This window comes from Streptomyces sp. NBC_01477, from assembly GCF_036227245.1.
Lineage (GTDB): Bacteria > Actinomycetota > Actinomycetes > Streptomycetales > Streptomycetaceae > Actinacidiphila.
On sequence record NZ_CP109445.1, the window covers coordinates 3,174,640 to 3,194,167 of the forward strand.

Consider the following 19,528-nt stretch of genomic DNA (forward strand, 5'->3'; position numbering starts at 1 on the left):
GGGGCGAGGAACGGGCAGGTGCCGATCGGCACACCCAGCCAACAGCGCCGCCCCGCGGACCCGCATCCGTGCGAGGTCCCCATAATCGCCCGGCGCCGCCCCCATGGCGGCGGCGCCGGGGGCGCGGGTGAATGGTGGTGTTCGCTCCCCACCCCGGTTGACGGTTTCCGGCCGATGCGCCATCGTGGTCCCCGCAGCTGAGACGGATGTCATGACCATTCACATTCACCTCAGCTCATGTGACCGCAGGTCAGTTCCGCCGCTGCATCAGTTCATCTCCGTGTCAGTCGCACACCGGGAGACGCAGATGAGGAAGCCGTACGCCGGTACCCGCACCGTGTCGGAACGATGTCCATGACGGCGCTGTTACCGTCGCCGCAGCCCGTGGGCCTGCTGCGGCCGGCCGGCCGCGAGGACGGCCGCCAGGGGGAACTGATCGGCCGGCAGGCGGAGATGCGGGCCGTCACCGCGGCGCTGGCCGCCGCACGCGCCGGGCGCGGCAGCGCGCTGTTCGTCACCGGTGAGCCGGGCGTCGGCAAGACCCGGCTGGCCGCGGAGGCCATCGCCGCCGCCACCGGGGCCGGCATGGTCACCTCGCGCGGCCGGGTCTCCACGGTGGGGTCGGCCGTGCCGTACCGGCCGCTGGTCGAGGCCCTGCTCTGCCTGGCCCGCGCGGGCCTGCTGCCGGAGCAGGACCAACTCGGCGGCTACGCACCGCTGCTGACCGGACTGCTGCCGGAACCGGGCGCCGCCGCCGGCTCGCCCGCGTCTCCCCTGCTCGTCGCCGAGGCCGTGCTGCGGCTGCTCGCGGTCGTCGGGCGGCGCGGCGGATGCCTGCTCGTCCTGGACGACCTGCACGACGCCGACATGGAGACGCTGGAGGTCGTCGAATACCTGCTCGACAACCTCGCAGAACTGCCCGCCGTCCTGCTGCTCACCGCGGGGCGCGAATCCTGCGCCGCGACCGATCTGGCCGCGCGGGCGCGCCAGCGGGGCGCCGCGGCGACCCTGGCGCTGCGCCCGCTCGGCCCCTCCGACGTGCGGCTGCTCGTCGCCGCCGAGCTGGGCGTCGCGCCCGACGGGGTCAGCGACGCGCTGGTCGACCGGGTGGTGGCCGGCGGCTCCGGGGTCCCCTTCGTGGTCAAGGAACTCGTCCACGACCTGACCCGCCCCGACCCCGCCCGGCGCGCGCCCGACGACGACCGCGACCGTACGCTGCCCGTCCCGGACTCCGTCGCCCGCAGCGTCCGGCGCCGCACCGAGCGGCTCGGCCCCGGCGGCAGGCGGACGCTGGGGGTCGCGGCCCTGCTCGGGCAGCGCTTCCCGCTGCCGGTCCTGCGGCACGCCGTGGGGTGCGACGACCGCGAGCTGTTCGCGGTGCTGCGCGCCGGGGCGGCGTCGTACCTGCTGGAGCCGGACGCCTCGGACCCGCAGTGGTACGCATTCCGGCACCGGCTCGCCGCGGAGGCGGTGCTCGACGGCCTCGCGCCCGGTGAGCGGGCCGGCTACGCGCGTCGAGCGGCGCAGGCGCTGGCCGACCTCCACCCGGGGCTGCCCGGCGAGTGGTGCGCCCGCGCCGCGGAACTGCGCGGGCAGGCCGGCGACCCGCGCGAGGCGGTCCGGCTGTACTGCGAGGCGGGGCGCCGGGCGATGGCCGAGGGCGCGGTGGACAGAGCGCTGACGCTGCTGACCCGGGCGCACCGGCTGGCCGACGCCGCCGTACCGCCCGGGCTGCGGGCCGCCGTCCTGGAGCAGCTGCTGCACGCCGTCGGCTGCTCGGCCCGCTTCGACTACGTACCCGAACTGACCGCCGCTGTCGAAGCGCTGGACGACCAGGACGTGCCCGCCGCGCGCCGGGCGGGCCTGTGCGCGCGGCTCGCCGACGTCGCCGCGCTCGCGGGCCGGCCCGCGGAGGCCCTGCACCAGCTCGACGTCGCCCGCCGGCTGCTCGGCGACTCCCCCGCCGACGTCCACCGCGCCCCGGTGGACGCTGCCGCCGCGCACGTGGAGCCGCACCGGCTCGCGCCCGACCGGCTGCACACCGCGGCCGGGGCCGCCCGCCGCGCGGCGGAAGCGGCCCGGCGCGCCGGGCTCCCCGACGTGGAGTGCGGCGCCCTGGTCCAGCTCGGGCACCTCACCGCCGAGCGTGACGAGAGCGCCGCGACCGAGCATCTGCTGCGCGCCTGCACGCTCGCCCGCCAGCACCGCCTGCCCGTCCAGCGCGTGTCGGCCGAGGCCCGCCTCGCCCTGGCCGAGGCCCGCCGCGACGGCCGCTGGGCCCGGGTCGAGCAGGCCCGGCAGGACGCCCTGCGGATCGGCGCGCTGCCGCTGGCGTACGAGACCGGGTACGCCCTCGCGCTCGCCCAGGTCGGGCGTGCCGAGTTCGGCCCGGCCGGCGAACGGATACGCGAGGCGCTGGCCGGCGCCACGCGGCTGCGGCTGGGACGCGCCCTGCCCATGCTCCGGCTGGCCGAGGCGGTGCGGTACGCCCACCAGGGCCGGCGGGCCGAGATGCAGGAGGCGCTGGCTGCGCTGGCCCCGCTGGTGGACGACGCGCCGGGCGTACGGGCCATGTCGTACGGGCTGGCGCGCGCGTTCTGCTCGCTGCTGGAGGAGGACCGCGAGGCCGCCGAGCGGGAATTCGCGCAGGCCGTCGCGTACGACACGGAGAATCCGGCGACCGGCGACTTCGGCAAGCACGGGGTGATCCTGCTGCTGGGCGTGCTGGCCCGGCGGGTGGGCGCGCAGCACTACGCCGGAGTCACCGCGGTCAGCGCGGCCGGCACCCGCTGGAACCGGCAGTTCGTCGGGCTGGCGCACGCGGTGCTGCTGGGCCGCGAGGGCCGCGCGGCGGAGGCGGACGCCGCCGCCGCGACGGCGCTGGAGGCCGCAGCGATCCACCCCATGGCACGCCACCTGTGCCTGCGGCTCATCGCGCGTCCCGCGCACGAGGACGGCTGGGGCGATCCGGTCGGCTGGCTGCGCGAGGCGGAGGAATACTTCCACGGCGCCGATGTCCCGGCCGTCGCCGGCGCCTGCCGCGGCCTGCTGCGCACGATGGGCGCGCCGGTGCGGCAGCGGCGTACGGGCATCGAGCAGGTGCCGCTCGACCTGCGCCGCTACGGGGTCACCGTGCGGGAGTTCGAGGTGGCCAGGCTGCTGGCGACGCGTATCGGCAACAAGGACATCGCGGGGCGGCTGCACATCTCGCCGCGCACCGTCGAGAAGCACGTGGCGAGCCTGCTGCGCAAGACCGGCCACCCCGACCGGGGCGCCTTCGCCACCGCCGCCGGCGCCCTGACGCCCGCGCTGCACGCGGGGTGACGGTGAGCAGCCGCCTGGCGGCGGGAGACGGGCGGCGTCTGCGGGACGGTGTGCCGTCCGGCGACGGCGAGTCCGTCGGGTCGGTGCCCGCGCCGGGACACTGAGCCGCCCCGTCGCGGCATCCGCGCGGCGCACGGGCGGACAGTGAGGCGGGAGGCGGGCGCCGGCACCGGCGCCCGAGGTGCTGAGCCGTCCAGCAGGGCAAGCCCGCGCCGCGCGCCGGCGGACGGTGAGCAGCCGCCTGGCGGCGGGAGACGGGCGACGCCGGCAACCGCGCCCGCGCGGGAGGCGGGCGTCGGCACCCGCGCCCGAGGCGCTGAGCCGTCCCACCGCGGCAACCGCGCCCGGAGCGGTGAGGCGTCAGGCGAGTCCGTGGTGTCGGCGCTCGTCCGGGCGGTACGTCGTCCGGTGGCGGGATGTCCGCGGGGCGGGGCCGCCGTCCCGGGGCGTCAGCGGGTCGCGTCCTCGTGGTGGACGAAGGCGTGGGTGACCTGGAGCAGCCAGTCGGTCTCGGCGGCGAGCGTGCCGGCCACCGGCCAGGGGCGGACCGGCTCGCTGCCAGGGCCCCCGGCGCCGGGACGGCGCCCGCTGCGGCGGTTCGCCAGCGCCGCGGTGATCGCCGCCGCCTCCCGCGCCGCCTCCCTGGCCGGGTGGCCGGCGGCGGCCGGGTCGGGACGGCCGGGGTCGAAGTACGGGCGCAGCGCGAGGTGCGCGTCCCGGATCTCGATGACGCGCCGGTAGAGCGCGAAGGTCGCCTGCCGCGGGCGGGTACGGCCGCGCGTACCGTCCCCGTACAGCGCGATCTCCGGAACCTCCGTGCACAGCGCCGACCACAGCGGCTCCAGGGCGCGGTAGGAGCGGCGGGCCCGCCACCAGCGCAGCGGGCCGAGCAGCGCGGGCCAGCGGTTCGCGGTCGAACCGCACGCCGCCAGAAGGGCGATGACCACCCCGAAGCAGGTGGACGGCAGGTCCTCGCCCAGGCCCTGGCGGCCGGTGCGCAGGACCGCGGCCATGTCGTGGGCGGACCACGCGGTCCACAGCACGCCCACGGCGGCGGACAGCGCCATCAGGACGAGCCCGGCGCGCACCGCCCCGGCCGCCTCGCGCCGGATGTGCCCGGCCAGCGCGCCGATCAGCATCGTCAGGCACCCGATGCCGTAGCAGGCGAACAGCAGCTCGTAGCCCGCGAACAGCAGCCTGCGGCCGTCCCCGACCGATACCGCGTCGGAGGTCACGGTCACGGCGGAGGCCGCGAACAGCCAGCCGGAGAGCGCCTGGACGCCGATCCCGGCGCCGACGTGGCGGTGCACGGGAGTGCGGTCGTCGGTGGAGTTGCGCAGCGTCAGCGCGATGAGCGCGAGACAGGTGAAGGCGCCCATCTTGAGCCCGTGCACCAGCGCCACCAGGAGCGTCCGCGCGTCCATCAGCCGGGACAGGGCGGCGATGCTGGTGGGCGCGTTGAGCACCAGGGCGCTGCCGATGCACAGCGCGAAGGCGCAGATGTAGCGCTGGGTCTCGCCCGCGCCGGCCGTCGACAGCCGGTAGACCGCGAAGCCCACGAAGACGGCGGCCGCGAGGTAGGCGGTGATATCGGTCATCGGCCGGAACTGCGCGGGTCGGGCCGGTTGAAGAGCGCTTCGAGGCCCGGGGCGCGGGCGGTGGCGGGCGGGGACTCCCGCAGGGACACCCGGGACAGGATGAGCGAGGCGACGATCTCGGCCTCCTGCTCCTGCGGCTCGGTGTAGACCGTGCGGCCGAGCACCCGCTCGACCAGCGCCGGCGGCAGGGCCGGCATCAGCGTGCGGGCCGCCGAGTTGAGGGTGGCGCCGTCGTCCTGGTGGCCGCACAGCAGATGCGCGGCCTCGTGCAGCAGGATGTGGTGCTGGTGCAGCGGGGTGGTGTCGGCCGCGTAGAGGATGTAGTCGGCGTCCGCAGTGGTGACCAGCAGCCCGCAGGGCAGGTTCGGCCGGTCGGTGACCGGGACCAGTTCGATCGGCCGGCCGCGGTGGGCGGCGAGCGTACGGATGAAATCCGCGATGTCGAAGGGATCCGCGAGGCTCAGCGTGTCGACGCGCCGCTGACACCGCTGCCATAAGCCTCTGCGGCTCCGGTCACTGGACAATGAGCACTCCTTCCTCTCACGAGGACGGCGGGCCGAGGCGGTGACCGGTCTGCACAGGGGTCAGCCCTCAGTGCTCGGCGGATCGCTCCCTTGTTCCCGGCGGGCAAGCACGTCGATAATGTCACTGATCGTACCCACAGCTTCGGGTGACAGGTTGACCGCACGGAGTGCGATGTTCCGCACACCGGCGTCCCGCAGGGCTGTGAGCAGCTCCAACTCCTTCGTGATGGCGGCGCCTTGGGCGTCGTCGAAGAAGTACGCGACAGGGACCTGGAAGAACTGCGCCAGCACTTCGAGGTGGCGTTTGGTCGGGTTGTCCCGGCGCCCGGTGCGCAACTGCCACAGGTAGGTGGCGGAGAAGCTCTCGCCGGTGGCCTCGCGGCACGCCTTGGCGACCTCTTCATGGCTGTACTGCTCGCGGTTGGGGCGCCGCACCGCGCGGAAGAGCGCGTCGATCCTGTCCGCGAGCGTCTGCACCGCCGGCTCGGCCATGTCGCACCTCTCGTCAACGCCAGCTTGCAGTGTGCATGTCGCGTCCGCCACACGTTAAAGGGTCACTTTATCGCCGCTGTCCACGGCCCCGGTCCGTGCCGTCCGGGAGCGGCGGGGCCGGGGGCGGTGCGGACCGGGGGCCGGGACGGCGGGACCGGGGGCCGGGACGGCGGGACCGGGGGCCGGGACGGCGGGACCGGGGGCCGGGACGGCGGGGGCGGGGGCCGGGGCAGCGGGGGGCGGGGGCCGGGACGGCGGGGGGTGCCTCTATGTCTTTCGTCAAGGCATCTCTGCCGGTTTTGGGGTAGTTCGGTGTTGTTGGGGTTAGGCGGCGAGCTCGACGCCTTTCGGTGCCCGAGTCTCATAGAAGGTGCCGTCGCGGAGCATGGCGAACAGGACGCTGATGCGTTGGCGGGCGAGTCGGAGGAGTGCTTGGGTGTGGGTTTTTCCGCGGGCTCGTTGCTTGTCGTAGTAGGTCCGGGAGGCGGGATCGGCGTTCATGCAGGCGAAGGCGGATAGGAACATGGCGCGTTTGAGCTGCCGGTTTCCGCCTCGGGGGGCGTGTTCGCCGTGGATCGAGGTGCCGGATTGTCGGGTGGTGGGGGCGAGGCCTGCGTAGGAGGCGAGGTGGGCGGCGGTGGGGAAGCTGGTTCCGTCGCCGACGGTGGTCAGCAGGACTGCGGCGGTCCTGACACCGACGCCGGGCATCGAGGTCAGGACCTGGGAAAGAGGGTGGGCCTCCAGCAGGGTGTTGATCTGGGTTTCCATCGCCCGGCGCTGGGTGTGCACGGCGGCCAGGGAGGCGGCCAGGGAGGGGACGACGATGTCGAGGGTGCCGGTGCCGGGGACGACGACGGTCTGCTCGTCGAGCGCGTCGAAGACGTCGTCGATCAGCCTGTGGGCCATGCGCGGGGCCTTCGGGCGGATCAGTTCCACGAGTCTGCGGCGGCCGGCTTTGCGCAGGGCGGCCGGGGAGCCGTGGCGTTCCAGGAGCCAGGTGACGGCCTGGTGGTCCAGGCGGGGGCCCAGGACGCGCTCCAGGCTGGGGTGGAACTGGGTGAGCAGGCCGCGTATCCGGTTGCTGGTGCGGGTGGCCTCGGCGGCGAGGTCCTGGTCGAAGCCGGTCAGCACGGTCAGCTCGGCGGTGATCTCGTCGGTCAGTTCCAGGGAGCGCAGGGTGTGCGGCATGGTTCGCGCGGCGTCGGCGATGACGGCCGCGTCCTTGGCGTCGGTCTTGGCCTCGCCGGGGTAGAGGTCGGCGATCCGTCGCATGGCCAGGCCGGGCAGGTAGGCCACCTGGCAGCCGGCGTCGCGGGCGACGGCCAGGGGCAGGGCGCCGATGGAGGCGGGCTGGTCCACGATGACCAGGACGGTGCCGAACTTCGTGGTCAGCTTGTCGAACACGGCCCGCAGCTTCGGTTCGCTGTTGGGCAGCGGCTTGTCGAAGACCTTCTTCCCGGTCGGGGTGAGCCCGTGCCCGTGGTGGGCGGACTTGCCGACGTCCAGGCCGAGGAACACGCCCACGTCTTCGATCTCGAACATCGCGCCCTTCCAGGGGGTTTGACGATGCCGGCCTCGGCTCGGGTGTCGTGCTCGCGCATCCACGTTATGCAGACCTGCCGCCCGCGAACTGTCCGGCGTTGCGCCGGACCGGGCGGTGGCCGGACCTCTGATCAGCGTCTCCGACGAACACCCCCGGACCCGGTGACACCACCCCCCAGGTCATGCCTTCGACAGGGGGCAACAGTCATGCCGGGCCCGGAGGCCAGCGATCCCGTTGCAGGACCACGAAAAACATAACGGGGCGGGGGCACGTGGACGGCCGGGCGCGACCTCAGTTACGCCGGCCCGTCACCAGGAACACCCGCCGCACGCCCGGCAGTCCGCGTACCGGCGGGGGCGCGGGCCGGCCGCCGAACTCCGCGCCGGGCTCGCCGGGTTGGACCACGTCGGCCTTGAAGCCGTGCTGGTCGAACAGCTCCTCCGGCTCGTCGCAGCCGAACAGCCACGGGCAGCCCCAGCTCGCGAACACCTCCAGCAGCCGCCGCTGGTCGGGCAGCGTCAGCGCGGCCGTGTTCACGACGTCGGCCGCGATCCGGCTTCCCGGGGCGGCCAGTTCGGCGACCTGGTCCAGTACGCGGTGCACGGCGGCCACCGGCAGGTAGTACAGCAGGCCCTCCAGCAGCCAGGCCGAGGGCCGGTCGGGTTCGTACCCGGCGCCGGTCAGGACGGCCGGCCAGGACGGCGACGTGAGGTCCACCGCGACGGTGCGGCGGTCGGCCCGCGGTGTCACCCCGGCCAGGCACGCGCTCTTGTAGGCCATCACCGGCGGCCGGTCGACCTCGAAGTAGCGCAGGCCCTCGGGCCAGTCCATGCGGTACGCGCGGGAGTCCATGCCGGCGCCCGCGACCACGATCTGGCGCGTGTCGGGCTCGTCGGCCGCGGTACGCAGGTAGTCGTCGAAGAAGCGGGTGCGGGCGGCGTTGTAGTCCTGCCTGGCGGTGCGGTACGCACCGGCCGGGGCGCCGGCAGGGACGTCTGCCGAACGCGCCGCCGAACGTCCTGCCGAACGCGCCGCCGAACGTCCTGCCGAACCCTCCGCCGAACTCGCCGCCGAACCCCCCGCCGGACTTCCCGCCGCGGTCGCGCCCAGCAGCTCGGCCAGCAGCCGCGGTCCGAGGTCACCGGCGAGCGTCGCCGCGTACGGGTCCCGGTGGATCGCGTCGGGCCGGCCGGTCTCGGCGGCCCGCATGGCGGCGGTGACCAGGGCGGTCCGTCCGACCGCGTCCAGGTGCGCTGCGTGGGTCATGGGCGTTCCCCTTCAGCCGGCGGTGCGGGGTGCCGCGATCAACGCGGAGGTCTCTGCGGGCAGTTCGGTGACCCGCTCGACGTCGAGACCGGCCCTGCCCAGCAGTTCGGTGAACTTCTCGACGGTGCGGTGCCGGCCGCCGTTGGTCATCAGCAGGTGCAGGTCCCACAGGGCGGGCAGCACCGTGGAGTCCTCGTCCACCACGACGCGGTCCAGGATGACCAGGCGCGACGCGGAACCGGCCATCGCCTTGCGGCAGTTCTCGAACACCCCGACGACCGCGTCGTCGCTCCAGCCGGCGAGGACCCGGCACAGCAGGTAGACGTCCCTGCCCTGCGGCACCGCCTCGAACATGTCCCCGGCGACCAGCTCGACGCGGTCCAGCCCCACGGAGGCGGCGAGGTTGTCGGCCGCGACCGGCACCACGTGCTCGCGGTCGAGCAGCGTGCCGTGCGCGTCGGGCACGGCGGCCAGGATCGCGGCGGTCAACTGCCCGATGCCGCCGCCGACGTCGACGAAGGTCCGGCCCGAGAAGTCGAACGCCTCGGGGACGTGGTCGAAGAACAGGTTGCCGGCCTTCATCGCCCGCTGGAACCGCCCGTTCGCGTCCTCGTGGTGGCTGAGGTAGCGGTAGAGCGGTTCCCCGTACGCGACTTCGAAGCCCGCGGTCACCGTACTGATCGCCTCGTACGCGTGTCCCCACGCGGTGTAGAACTCCTCGCCGTAGAGCAGGCACATGTCCCGCAGCGAGTCCGGCTGGTCGAGCAGGACGCGGCTGACCGCCGTGTTGCGGTAGCCGCCCTGGCCCTCGCCCTCGAACACGCCCATCGCGACCAGCAGCCGCATCATGCGGTGGATGCCCTCCTGTCTGGCTCCGGTCGCCTCCGCGAGCGCGTGGTCGGTGGTTCTCCCGGCCGCGATGTGATCCGGTACGCCCATCCTGATCGCGGTGTGCAGGCACTGGGCCCGCCATCCCCCGGTGATCAGCTCGACTGCCTCCTGGGCCGCTTTCAGGTCGACGTTCACTCAGTACCTCCTGGCGGACCGGCGACAGCTCATGTGGGGATGCCGCCTCGGTTGATGACCGGAATCCCGATGCCCAGCGCCCGGAGCTGGTTGAACGGGTTCATGAATTCCCGCTGCGTCACGATCTTTCCGTCGGCCAGATCGAACGAGTGGATGAAGTGGTTCTTGTAGTGCCCAGGGGGATACGAGGGGTAGAGAATGCTGCCCTCGCCGTCGCATTCGGCCCAGAAGCGGTTCGGGTCCTGGGTCTCGAACACGTCGATGTTGAACCAGACCCAGTCGGGGAACATCTGGAGCGACCATTCGCCGTGCGCCTTCAGCTTCTCGTGCCCGCGCGACACGATCGGCTCCTCCCGGTCCCCGGTGTACAGGCCGGCGCTGCCGTCCTCGGTGAAGAGGAGGTAGCGGGTCAGCCGGTTCTCGCCGTGCCGGCTCAGGTAGTCCTCGACCACGGCGCGGTGCCGGGCGCGTAATTCCACGTTCTCGCTGAATTCGGCCATCGTTTCCTCGCATTGTCTCGAAGGTCGGGTAATCCGGCGGGGCCGGAATCGAGGTGCGGTGAATCCGTGCGTTCCGGCGCCCTGCGGGTCTCTCCGGGCGCCGCGCCTGTCACGGCTGGAGCCGCCGCGTACGCCACCCGGCGTCGTAGCGGTCGTAGCGCAGCCTGCGGTGCAGCCGGTCGGAGTCGGCGCACCAGAACTCGACGTCCGTCGGCTCCAGCCAGTAGCCGACGTAGCGGGCCGGGCGGGGCAGGGCCGTACCGGTGGCCGCGAGGCGGTCGGCCGCCGAGCGCAGGGCCGCCGGGCTGTCCAGCGGGTCGCTCTGCCGGGAGGCGGCCGACATGGCGTGCAGCGGGATCGGGCGGCCGGCCCACAGGGCGTCGGACTCGGCCGCCGCGCACTGCTCGACCGGGCCGGAGAAGGTGAGCTGCTGGCCCGTCTCGCGCCAGTAGAGCACGCCGGACGCCCAGCCGGTGGCGGCCAGTTCGCGGCCCTTGCGGCTGGTGCTGTGGCTGGTGAACAGCAGGCCGCGGCCGGTCGCCCGGATGACGGCGACGGTCCGGCTTGACGGGCGGCCGTGCACGTCCGCGGTGGCCAGCGCGAGCGCCAGCGGCTCCCGGACGCCGTGCGCGGCGGCCTGCTCGATCCACCGCTGGACGAGCCCCATGGGTTCCGGCGGCGGGGCCTCGTACTCGGGGAAGTCGAGATCGGTCTGTCCGGTGAGGCTTTCCAGCCTGCTGCTGTCCACTGCCGACCTCTCCTATACGTAGATGGTGCCGCGCGCGACGAGCACCCCGTGCCCGCCGACCCGGACCTCGTCGACGCCGGCGGCCGAGCCCTCGGCGGTGGCCAGCATGCGCGAGGGGCGGCCCATGTCGACCCCCTGGAGGATCTCCAGCTCCTGCCCGTACGTGGCGAGCCCGTGCCGGGCCAGGTGGATGGCGAGCGGCCCGGCGGCCGACCCGGTGGCCGCGTCCTCGACGACCCCGTAGGCGGGCGAGAACATCCGGGTACGCCACCGGGTGTCGCCGCCGGCGAAGCAGTTGGCGGCCATGTCGGGCAGCCGGGCCAGCGCGCGGTGGTCGGGTTCGAGCGCGGACAGCGCTGCCACGCTGGGCAGGCCGACGAAGACGTGCCGGGGGCCGTTGCGGTAGATGTCCACCGGCACGGTGGACGACTCGACGCCCAGCGCCGCCAGCAGCTCCGCGGCGTACTCGTACGGTTCGCAGGTCGGCACCGGCTGCCGCATCCGCACCGCCGCGGTGCCGTCCTCGTCCTCGGCCACCTCGAACGGGATGACGCCCATGTCGGTCTCCAGCCGCAGCCGCCCCTTCTTCAGCGCCTCGCTGAGCGCGACCGCCGTCCCGAGCATGGGGTGGCCGGCGAACGGCAGCTCGTTGACGGGGGTGAAGATCCGGATCCTGGCGTCCCCGCCGTGCTCGGCGGGCAGCACGAAGGTGACCTCCGACAGGTTCATCTCCCCGGCGATCCGCTGCATCAGGTCGGTGCTGAGGTCGGCGGCGTCGAAGAACACGGCCACGGGGTTGCCGGCGAGCGGCGTGCGTGCGAAGGCGTCCACGACCACGTACTCGTGCATGGGATCTCCTGGGTTCGGCTGGGCGCTGCGGGTGTCCCCCGGCCCCGCGACCGCGTCGGCCGGCGGTCGGTGGGACCTCGCCTCAGGGGGCGAACACGGGGCCGAGCCCGTGCAGAGCCTCCACCGTGTACGCGCCTTCGACCACGGCTTCGATCTCGAAACTCAGACGGTGGGTGGGGGGAAAGCCGATGAGTTCGGCCGCGCGGTTCGGCGGGATGGCGGCGGGCCTGGCGGCTTCCCAGAGCATGACCGCGCCCCACCGGTTGCGGTCGCGGTCCGCCATCCAGAACTTCAGCCGCAGCCCCTCGACCTCGGCCCAGTGGTCGGCGGTGCCGTCCCGCAGGTGTTCCCGGAGGGAGTCGACGGTCGCCGCGGACCCGTCCAGGTCCCACCACGCGATGTCAACCCGCATGGCCGAGGCCCCGGGACGCGGGCGGCAGGCAGGGGCGGATACGGGGTACGCCAGTCATCGGTGCCTCTTCCCGTGCGAAGGAGGACATTGCGGTGGCCGGGGCTTTCCCCGCGGCGGCCCGCGCACGTGACGCGGTCCGTAATTCATCGGCCAGTTGACTCAGCGATACCGATTGCGATGGCGCCGGCGCCGACTTCGCGAGCAGACTAACGACGGCCCGCACGGGTCGTCCAGGCGTACCTATAGCTCCGCTTTGCGATCAGGACATGGCGGAAACCACGCCTACTTGACAATCCCTGCCCCGCCCATGATCCCCCCGCCACCTGGAATCCCCCTCGCCCCCAGCCCGCTCACCACTCCCGCCGAACCCGCCTCGCGCGACGCGGCTGGCCGGAAAGAATCAGGATTACCTTTTTCTGTTGACCGAAAACCCTCATCCGGGAAGGCTTTGCATCGAATACGGTTAATCCATTCTTCAACTTCACCCACCCCCATTTCCGGCCACCCCGCCGGCTATCGGGGCCGCCACGCCCGCCCGAGGCCCTCCGCCCCCCGGTGCGCCGTCAGCGGCAATCCGCTTGTCCGCAAGCAGCTCCAACGCCCGTTGCAGCGGTGTGGCCCCGATCCCGCCGGCCGCACGGGCGATGGTGGTGAAGGTCCGCTCGCCACTGCCGATGGCCGCCAGCACCGTACGCGCCTGAGCCTGCGGGGGGAATTCGGCAGCCAGTGACCGCTCGGCCGACACCAGCAGGGCCGAGACGGAGTCGCTCAGCGCCTCGTCGAGGAAGTCCCACAGCCCCGCACCTCGCGGCCACTCCGCGCAGATCAGCGGCAGCCCGCCGGTGACCAGCGCGGCGTCGAAGGCTTCCGCCGGCTCCAACCCGAGCATCTGCCCCACCTCGGCGGGGTTCAGCAGTCCCAGCACCATTCTCCCGGCCGCGCTGGTGGAAGGGGCGTCCACAGCTGTTCAGGGCATCCATCATCGACAGGTCGGAGCCGATGAGGACCAGCAGGACCGGCTTGGTCTCCAGTGCCCGGTCCCAGGCCCGCTGCAGCATCCCCTCAAAGGCGCCATCGGCATCCATCAGGTACGGGACCTCGTCGATGATCAGCACGCTCACCCGGTCGGCGGGCAGCGCAGCGGCCAGCACGTCGAACGCGGCGTCCCAGCTCTCCGGCCGCGCGGCGGCCACGAGCCGCGCCATCGGCAGCGTCGACGCATGGGCGTCCCGGGCCAGCCGCGCAAGGTCATCCCAGGAGGACGCGCCGGTCGCCGCGTAGAACAGGAACGGGGCGCCGGAGCGATTGGGCCGCCTCGACAGCCCCGGCCGCAGCAGGCGGAGAACAACGGAGAGCAGAAGAGGCAACGGGCAACACCGCCGAACCCCGATTCTTGAGGCGCACCTCGTGCCAAACTCGCTCTCGGATGCGAAGCGCGACAGACCCGTCACGACGAGTGTTCGCCGTCGGTCTTCGGGCCGGCCGGTGAACGCCGACCGAAAGTTCCCCGTGAGGGCGCACGGCTCTCACGGTCGCTGTTCGAGGGGGAGGTTGATGATGAGCACAATTTCACGTTTTGGCCCGGAACTCCGCCGTCTACGGCAGGAAGCGGGGCTGACTCTGACCGAGTTCTCCGTGGCACTCAACTACGACAAGGGGCACCTCAGCAAGGTCGAGCGGGGGGAGCGTTCCGCGTCCCCCGAACTGGCCCGCCGATGCGACGCCTTCCTCGGTGCGAACGGCGGGCTGCAGCGCCTGGCCGCCCGCCCCGAGACCGACTCGGACTCCACCGAGACCCCTGCCGCCCCGAGCCCGTGGCTCGTCGGGCGCCGGGCGGTCCTCGCGGCGGGTACGGGGTCGCTGATCGACTTCGGCCTGAAACTCGACGGTCAGGCGTCCCCGGTCGCCGACCCCCTCCTTCCCTCCTTCCGCGCGCAGTTCGACCAGCTGCGAAAGCTCGGCCAGTCCACCGCACCGAAGGTCCTGCTTCCCCTGCTGGAAACGCAGACACGTATGGTCACCGGACTGGCCGCCGGCGCCCCGTCCGCCACCCGGACTCCGGCGCTCCTGCTCGCGTCGCGGTTCGCGGAGTTCACCGGCTGGATGGCCCAGGAGGCCGGGGACAGCGGCGCGGCACTCGGCTGGACCGGTGAGGCCGCCGAACTGGCGCGCGCCGGGGGCGATCCGTACCTCGGTTCCTACGCGCTCGTGCGACGCGCCCTGGTCACGCTCTACGACGGGGATGCCGCGAGCACCATCACTCTGGCCCGCCGGGCCCAGAGCGACGAACTCCCACCGCGCATCCGGGGACTCGCGGCCCAGCGGGAGGCGCAGGGGCACGCGCTCGTCGGCGACGAACGCGACTGCCTCCGCAGCCTCGACAGGGCGCGGGAGCTGCTCGACAGCGACGACGCCCGCAGCGGCGCCGGGCCCGTGATCGGCACCACCCACGTGAGCGATCCGGCGGAGATGACGACCGGCTGGTGCCTGCACGACCTCGGTCGCCCCAAGGCCGCCGCCGAGGTCCTCGACCGTGAATACCGCCGCCTCCCGACCCACGCGCTGCGCACCCGCGCCCGGTACGGATTCCGCAGGTCCTTGGCCCACGCCGCCTCCGGAGAGGTCGAGCACGCGTGCACGATCGCCGGGGAGCTCCTGGGGGTGATGCCGGCTGTTCCTTCGGCGACGGTGAACAGCGACGTACGGCGTCTCGCGCGGGAGCTCTCCCGGTTCCGGAGCAGCCGGGCCGTACGCGATCTGCAACCGGCACTGGCACGGGTACTCGCCCCCGCGCACGACTGACAGCGGCTCCACCACCGGCATCGGCTCAATCCGCCCGGCTCGCCGACCACCCGGTTCTCCGGCTCGCTCGATCCCCGCAGGACCCTCTGATCCCCGTCCGACGCCACGCACCGCGCGCCCGGCTTCTTCGGGCTGTCCGCGACCAGTGACGCGCCGGGCGGCGTACCTCCCTCCGTACGCCCTCCCGCGGACGCGCCATGCCGTCACGCGGTCGGAACCTCACGGCCCGGGCTGCGGGCCGGGCCTCGGAGCCCCGGCCCGCAGCCCCCGCGCCTGTGCCCGTTCACCCCCGACTTCCTCTCCCGAAGGGAACCTTCATGCCCGACGTCTTCGTCAACTACCGCACAGGCGACGAGGAATCCGCCGCGACCATGATCGCCCGGGAACTCGCCCGGCGGTTCGGCGCCGAGCGGATCTTCTTCGCCAGCAACTCGATCGAGGCCGGACGCCGTTACCCGGTGGAACTGGTCAAGGCGGTGGAGGAGTGCGAGGCGCTCCTCGCCGTGATCGGCCCGCGCTGGGCGGAGGTGCTGGGGGCCGACGGCCGCCCCGCCCTCGAAGCCGAGCAGGACTGGACCCGCCGTGAGATCCGGACCGCGCTCGACCGCGGGATCCTGGTGATCCCCGTGCTCGTAGGAAAGGCCACGCGGATCGACCGTGCCCTCATCCCGGACGATCTGCTGGAGCTGGCGGACTGCCAGTACAAGCGGTTCGACCACCGCAACTCCGAGTCGGACCTGACGGCGCTCGGCGATACCCTCGCCAGGCTGCTGCCCGACTTGGGCACACCGGATCACGACGCCCGTGCGGCGCGGGAGCGGGCCGAGGCGAAGTCCCGCAAGAAGAAGACGGCCCAGGATGCCGGGCACACCAGGATGCGGACGCGCGATGTCGAGCAGCGCGTGCGTGGCGGCATCGGAAACCTCAACGGAGACCTGTCCGGCACCTTCCTCAACGAGCCGCAGGGGCCGGTGAACACCGGTCGGGGGCATCAGTACAACGCGCCCCACTTCCAGGGTGACAACACCGGGGTCCAGTTCACGGCAGGCGACAACAGCGGTACGGTCCACCAGCGCTTCGAGCGCGAGGGCCGGCGTTCGGACGACGGACGATGACCGAGCAGGACCACGTCACCGTCAACGATCCACGCGGCCCAGTGAACAACGGCCCGGGTCACCAGAACGTCTACTACGTCGGCGCCGACTGGATGATCCGCAAAGGGGTCGAGACCCTCCGGATTACCCGAGAGGACCGGGTGCACCTGGCCGACCGGTTCGTTCCGCCGGTGGGTTACCGCATCGCCGCCGAGCACCTGGAGAAGCCCGGATCGGTGGTAGCGCTGAGGGCTGCGCCTGGCTGCGGCCGCCGTGCAGCGGCGATCATGCTGCTGCACGGGCTCGGTGAAGACGGGGGCGGCGACGAGGGGGCCCGGTTCGAGGAGCTTCCCGCCACGGACAAAGACGAGGTCCCCCTCACCCCCGGCGAGGGAGACCGTTTCCTCCTCGACCTCTCCGGGATAGCCGACGAGGAGGTGTACGCCGAAGCCCAGCGCCGCTTGGCCGTGCGCCGGTCACAGGTCCAGGAGGCGGGGGCCCATATGGTCGTCGTCCTGCCGTCGGGCATGGAGCACGCCTACGCGCCTGACCTCGAACAGCGCCCGGTGACGCTGGGGCGGCCTCGGGGCATCGCTGTGGTCACCCGGTACCTCCGCATGGACCGGATGCGTTTCCGCTCCGCGGACCTGGGGAGCGCCGACCTTCAGCGTCTGTGCGACCGCTCCCCCATGCGAGAACTGGCGCGGCTCGCAGGGCTGGTGAGAACCGCTCGTGACAGCGGCCGGTTCGGAACCGATTTCGCGGAATGGCGCGACCAGGCGATGCACGCGGTGACCGATCGGCTCGGCGAGGTGGGCCAACAGATGGCTACCGTCGTCGCCGCGTCTGATCGGGCCCTGCTGCTGACGGCGGCGGTATTCGAGGAAGTCGATGCCGACATCGTCTACGAGGCATGGCACGGGCTGATGGCCACGGTGAAGCAAGAGGAAGAGGCGACGACCGAACTTGCCCAAACCGACTTCGGAAAGCGGTTGGCGGCGCTCAAAATCGAGCGGGACCCGGCGGGACGGCTCCACTTCGGGCAGTTGGCCTACGCCGACGCTGTACGGACGTACTTCTGGACGAACTTCCCCGGCGTGCGCGACGACCTCAGGGACTGGATCGGTCAGACCGCTGACCTCCCGGGTCTGACCACCGACGACCGGGTGAACATCGTCGTCCGCTTCGGCGAGCGGTCCCTGGCCGTCGGGCGGCCCGACGACCTCTTCGACCTCGTGGTGCACTGGGCTAACCGTGCGACCGGGACGACTTGCGACCCGCGAGCCGTGGCGACCCTCGAACTCGGTCTCAGCCAACAGAAGTTCGGAGGGTGGTTCCGCAAGCGAATGTACGACGCGGCGACGTCCAGCCGCCTGTCGGACGGTCTCGCCCGCGTCCTGACCGCCGCTTGCGTCCAGAGTCTTGGCCCCACACACCCGGATCAGGCGATGGTGCGGCTCCACCACCTCGCGGTACGCAACAGGGAGGTGGCGCACGAGGCCCGGGAGGCGCTGCTCGACCTCGCCGGCGGTGACCGTCGGCTCTACCGGCTGATGATCGACCGCCTGCGGGACCGGACACGTCGGGAGGCACCCGAGGCGCAGCCACATCTCCGGCTGCTCACCGAGCTGTTGGGAAGCGACCGGGCACCGGACCCGCCGCCGTGGCCGGACCTGTTCCGAGGCTGGGAGACGGTTTTCTCCCAGCCGCCGACGGAGCTGTGGGACCCGCTGGTGACCGGCTGGCTGAACGCCGTGGCGCACGACAGCGCGCAGGAGATGGCGCTGGGCGTGATGGTCGGGGCGACCCGCGGCCGCGCGGCCGCTCTCCACCGCCTCTACGTCATCGCCTGCGCCTGGGCGGAGGTCGCGCGCCACCCCTCCCGGGCGGTCGTCGCCGCTCTCTTCTGGGAGTACATCGACCACGCGCAGTACGCCCGTACGGAGAGTACGGAGCGGGCGGGCGACGGCCCACAGACCACGGAAGAGGCATGATGAGACACCGCTTTCCCAGCCTGCTGTTCATCGTTGTGTGCAGCCTCACCCCGGCTGTGCTCGGAAACCTCCTGCACTGGTCGGCGTTGCTGTGGGTCTTCATGTCCATGGTCACGGCCTCGGGCTCCCTGCTGCTCGTGATGACGGTCCTCAGCGGCGCCCGCGCGTCGGCCGATCCGTACGGGCCCGGGGAACCCGAGCCGCCCTCGGCGCCGACGGAGCTGCCGTTTCGGGAGACGCGGGTGGTCGATGCGGCGCTGCCGAGCGCGACGAAGGGTTACGACTTCCTCTTCTCCGCCACCGTGTGGTGGAGGCCGGCCCCCGGTTATGCCGAGCGGTCCGACGGCGCCTTCCCGGCCCTCGCCGCGTCCTCGGTCGTCAGCCGGGCCCTGGAGGTCGTCCGCCACGAGGAGCCCGGCCGGGCAAGCTTCTCGCGGTACCTCCTGGAGGGGGAACTGGCGGTCCTGCTCCCTGACCGGAGCGGACGCGTGGAGGCCCATACGGCCGATGTGACGCTGACCCTCGCCTCCGCCGACCGCGACCGCCTGCGCAAGTTGAACGACCTTCGCAAGGACGAGGAGATCTGGGAGTACGAGCGTCAGTACGAGCGCAACAAGCGGCGCTACCTCGGTGACGACGTGCTCAAGAGCGCGGGCAACGCGGTGGTGTGGTGGCTGGCCCGCCACGAGGACGAGATCGAGAAGGCGGTCGACATGATCGGCCCGCTCGCCCAGATCGCGGCGGCGGCCAACGACGAGGAGGTACCCGAACTCTTCCGCCATCTGCTCGTCCCACCCGTGGGCGCGCCGAACGGAGCGGCCGTCGGGGGCCCGCTGTGGGACGGATACGGCCAGGGAGACGAGACGTTCGACCGCGAGGAGGAAGTAGGGGTTACGGATCGGCTGCTTCTGTTGCTGGCGGCGGTGGGCCTGAAGCCGGACATGGACGAGTACACGGTGCTCGTGCACCGTGTGGTGCGGAGCCTGGAAGCGACCGGGCTGCACGAGGCCGCCGAGGACATCAGGCGGACCCTTCTCCCGACGCCCGATGAGGGCGGGCCCTCGGGCGAGGGGAGCACCGCGGGGACCTGGTCGCAGGGCTTCACGGCCCCCGATGGCTCGCCGTTCACCGACGCGGAAGCGGACCCGGCCGCCGATGCGGGCACGTTCACGCAGGGAGCGGCGGAGAGCGGCGCGGGCGAACGGGACCGGGGCTGGAGGGAGACGAGTGAGGACGACGAGGACGAGAGCTGATCCGGCAGGCGCCCCGTACGGGAACTGACCAGGGGCCCGACCTCGCACGGCCGGGCCCCTTCTGACCTGCGTTCTGCCGGATCAGCGGCGTGGTGGTCGGTCA

The 19,528-nt window shown here is 72.7% G+C and carries 15 protein-coding genes and 1 pseudogene; 5 read left to right on the plus strand and 11 right to left on the minus strand.

What is annotated here, in order from left to right; translation table 11 throughout:
- Positions 1-354 precede the first annotated feature (354 nt).
- The gene (locus OHA86_RS12820) at positions 355-3,324 is read left to right on the plus strand and encodes a helix-turn-helix transcriptional regulator (protein WP_329175119.1); all 2,970 of its coding nucleotides are present in this window, start codon (positions 355-357) and stop codon (positions 3,322-3,324) included.
- A 449-nt stretch (positions 3,325-3,773) separates the two neighbouring features.
- On the opposite strand, the gene OHA86_RS12825 is transcribed toward OHA86_RS12820, so the two are convergent.
- From OHA86_RS12825 to OHA86_RS12875, 11 genes and pseudogenes are all read right to left on the minus strand, one after another.
- Entirely contained in the window at positions 3,774-4,922 is a 1,149-nt protein-coding gene (locus OHA86_RS12825) for an MAB_1171c family putative transporter (protein ID WP_329175120.1), read from the minus strand.
- Entirely contained in the window at positions 4,919-5,446 is a 528-nt protein-coding gene (locus tag OHA86_RS12830; protein WP_329175122.1) for a ParH-like protein, read from the minus strand. Before OHA86_RS12830 ends, OHA86_RS12825 begins: the two co-directional genes overlap by 4 nt.
- Before the next feature lie 60 nt (positions 5,447-5,506).
- Positions 5,507-5,938 (minus strand): XRE family transcriptional regulator, encoded by a 432-nt coding sequence (locus OHA86_RS12835; RefSeq protein ID WP_329175123.1) that lies wholly within the window; start codon positions 5,936-5,938, stop codon positions 5,507-5,509.
- A gap of 324 nt (positions 5,939-6,262) precedes the next feature.
- Positions 6,263-7,480: an IS110 family transposase gene (locus tag OHA86_RS12840; protein WP_329175124.1), complete on the minus strand. Its 1,218-nt coding sequence runs from the start codon at positions 7,478-7,480 to the stop codon at positions 6,263-6,265.
- A 292-nt stretch (positions 7,481-7,772) separates the two neighbouring features.
- Positions 7,773-8,747, minus strand: coding sequence for a class I SAM-dependent methyltransferase (locus tag OHA86_RS12845; protein ID WP_329175126.1), 975 nt, complete (start codon positions 8,745-8,747; stop codon positions 7,773-7,775).
- Positions 8,748-8,759: 12 nt separating this feature from the next.
- A complete protein-coding gene (locus OHA86_RS12850; protein ID WP_329175127.1) occupies positions 8,760-9,773 on the minus strand; it encodes a methyltransferase in 1,014 nt (337 codons plus the stop codon).
- Positions 9,774-9,802: 29 nt separating this feature from the next.
- Positions 9,803-10,273 (minus strand): PhzA/PhzB family protein, encoded by a 471-nt coding sequence (locus OHA86_RS12855; protein ID WP_329175129.1) that lies wholly within the window; start codon positions 10,271-10,273, stop codon positions 9,803-9,805.
- 109 nt (positions 10,274-10,382) lie between these two features.
- A complete protein-coding gene (gene phzG / locus OHA86_RS12860; RefSeq protein ID WP_329175130.1) occupies positions 10,383-11,021 on the minus strand; it encodes a phenazine biosynthesis FMN-dependent oxidase PhzG in 639 nt (212 codons plus the stop codon).
- 12 nt (positions 11,022-11,033) lie between these two features.
- Positions 11,034-11,870 carry a PhzF family phenazine biosynthesis protein gene (locus OHA86_RS12865; RefSeq protein WP_329175131.1) on the minus strand — a complete coding sequence of 279 codons (837 nt, stop codon included), beginning with the start codon at positions 11,868-11,870 and terminating at the stop codon, positions 11,034-11,036.
- 82 nt (positions 11,871-11,952) lie between these two features.
- Entirely contained in the window at positions 11,953-12,282 is a 330-nt protein-coding gene (locus OHA86_RS12870; RefSeq protein WP_329175133.1) for a hypothetical protein, read from the minus strand.
- A gap of 553 nt (positions 12,283-12,835) precedes the next feature.
- Positions 12,836-13,640: pseudogene (locus tag OHA86_RS12875) on the minus strand (AAA family ATPase); the annotation flags it as partial.
- Between the two features lie 199 nt (positions 13,641-13,839).
- Between OHA86_RS12875 and OHA86_RS12880 the strand changes: the two are divergent.
- The 4 genes from OHA86_RS12880 (at position 13,840) to OHA86_RS12895 (ending at position 19,425) form a co-directional block, all read left to right on the plus strand.
- On the plus strand, positions 13,840-15,084 hold the full coding sequence (locus OHA86_RS12880; protein ID WP_443071717.1) for a helix-turn-helix domain-containing protein: 1,245 nt from the start codon (positions 13,840-13,842) through the stop codon (positions 15,082-15,084).
- Positions 15,085-15,401: 317 nt separating this feature from the next.
- Entirely contained in the window at positions 15,402-16,199 is a 798-nt protein-coding gene (locus OHA86_RS12885; protein WP_329175137.1) for a toll/interleukin-1 receptor domain-containing protein, read from the plus strand.
- On the plus strand, positions 16,196-18,172 hold the full coding sequence (locus OHA86_RS12890; RefSeq protein ID WP_329175139.1) for a hypothetical protein: 1,977 nt from the start codon (positions 16,196-16,198) through the stop codon (positions 18,170-18,172). The genes OHA86_RS12885 and OHA86_RS12890 overlap by 4 nt, the downstream gene beginning before the upstream one ends.
- The gene (locus OHA86_RS12895; RefSeq protein WP_329182384.1) at positions 18,172-19,425 is read left to right on the plus strand and encodes a hypothetical protein; all 1,254 of its coding nucleotides are present in this window, start codon (positions 18,172-18,174) and stop codon (positions 19,423-19,425) included. The genes OHA86_RS12890 and OHA86_RS12895 overlap by 1 nt, the downstream gene beginning before the upstream one ends.
- The last annotated feature ends 103 nt before the right edge of the window (positions 19,426-19,528 follow it).

Bases quoted from the DNA above. Each gene is read 5' to 3' on its own strand.
- OHA86_RS12820 (WP_329175119.1), top strand. From the start codon at position 355: ATGACGGCGCTGTTACCGTCGCCGCAGCCCGTGGGCCTGCTGCGGCCG.
- OHA86_RS12825 (WP_329175120.1), bottom strand. From the start codon at position 4,922: ATGACCGATATCACCGCCTACCTCGCGGCCGCCGTCTTCGTGGGCTTC.
- OHA86_RS12835 (WP_329175123.1), bottom strand. From the start codon at position 5,938: ATGGCCGAGCCGGCGGTGCAGACGCTCGCGGACAGGATCGACGCGCTC.
- OHA86_RS12840 (WP_329175124.1), bottom strand. From the start codon at position 7,480: ATGTTCGAGATCGAAGACGTGGGCGTGTTCCTCGGCCTGGACGTCGGC.
- OHA86_RS12845 (WP_329175126.1), bottom strand. From the start codon at position 8,747: ATGACCCACGCAGCGCACCTGGACGCGGTCGGACGGACCGCCCTGGTC.
- OHA86_RS12855 (WP_329175129.1), bottom strand. From the start codon at position 10,273: ATGGCCGAATTCAGCGAGAACGTGGAATTACGCGCCCGGCACCGCGCC.
- OHA86_RS12865 (WP_329175131.1), bottom strand. From the start codon at position 11,870: ATGCACGAGTACGTGGTCGTGGACGCCTTCGCACGCACGCCGCTCGCC.
- OHA86_RS12870 (WP_329175133.1), bottom strand. From the start codon at position 12,282: ATGCGGGTTGACATCGCGTGGTGGGACCTGGACGGGTCCGCGGCGACC.
- OHA86_RS12880 (WP_443071717.1), top strand. From the start codon at position 13,840: ATGAGCACAATTTCACGTTTTGGCCCGGAACTCCGCCGTCTACGGCAG.
- OHA86_RS12885 (WP_329175137.1), top strand. From the start codon at position 15,402: ATGCCCGACGTCTTCGTCAACTACCGCACAGGCGACGAGGAATCCGCC.
- OHA86_RS12890 (WP_329175139.1), top strand. From the start codon at position 16,196: ATGACCGAGCAGGACCACGTCACCGTCAACGATCCACGCGGCCCAGTG.
- OHA86_RS12895 (WP_329182384.1), top strand. From the start codon at position 18,172: ATGAGACACCGCTTTCCCAGCCTGCTGTTCATCGTTGTGTGCAGCCTC.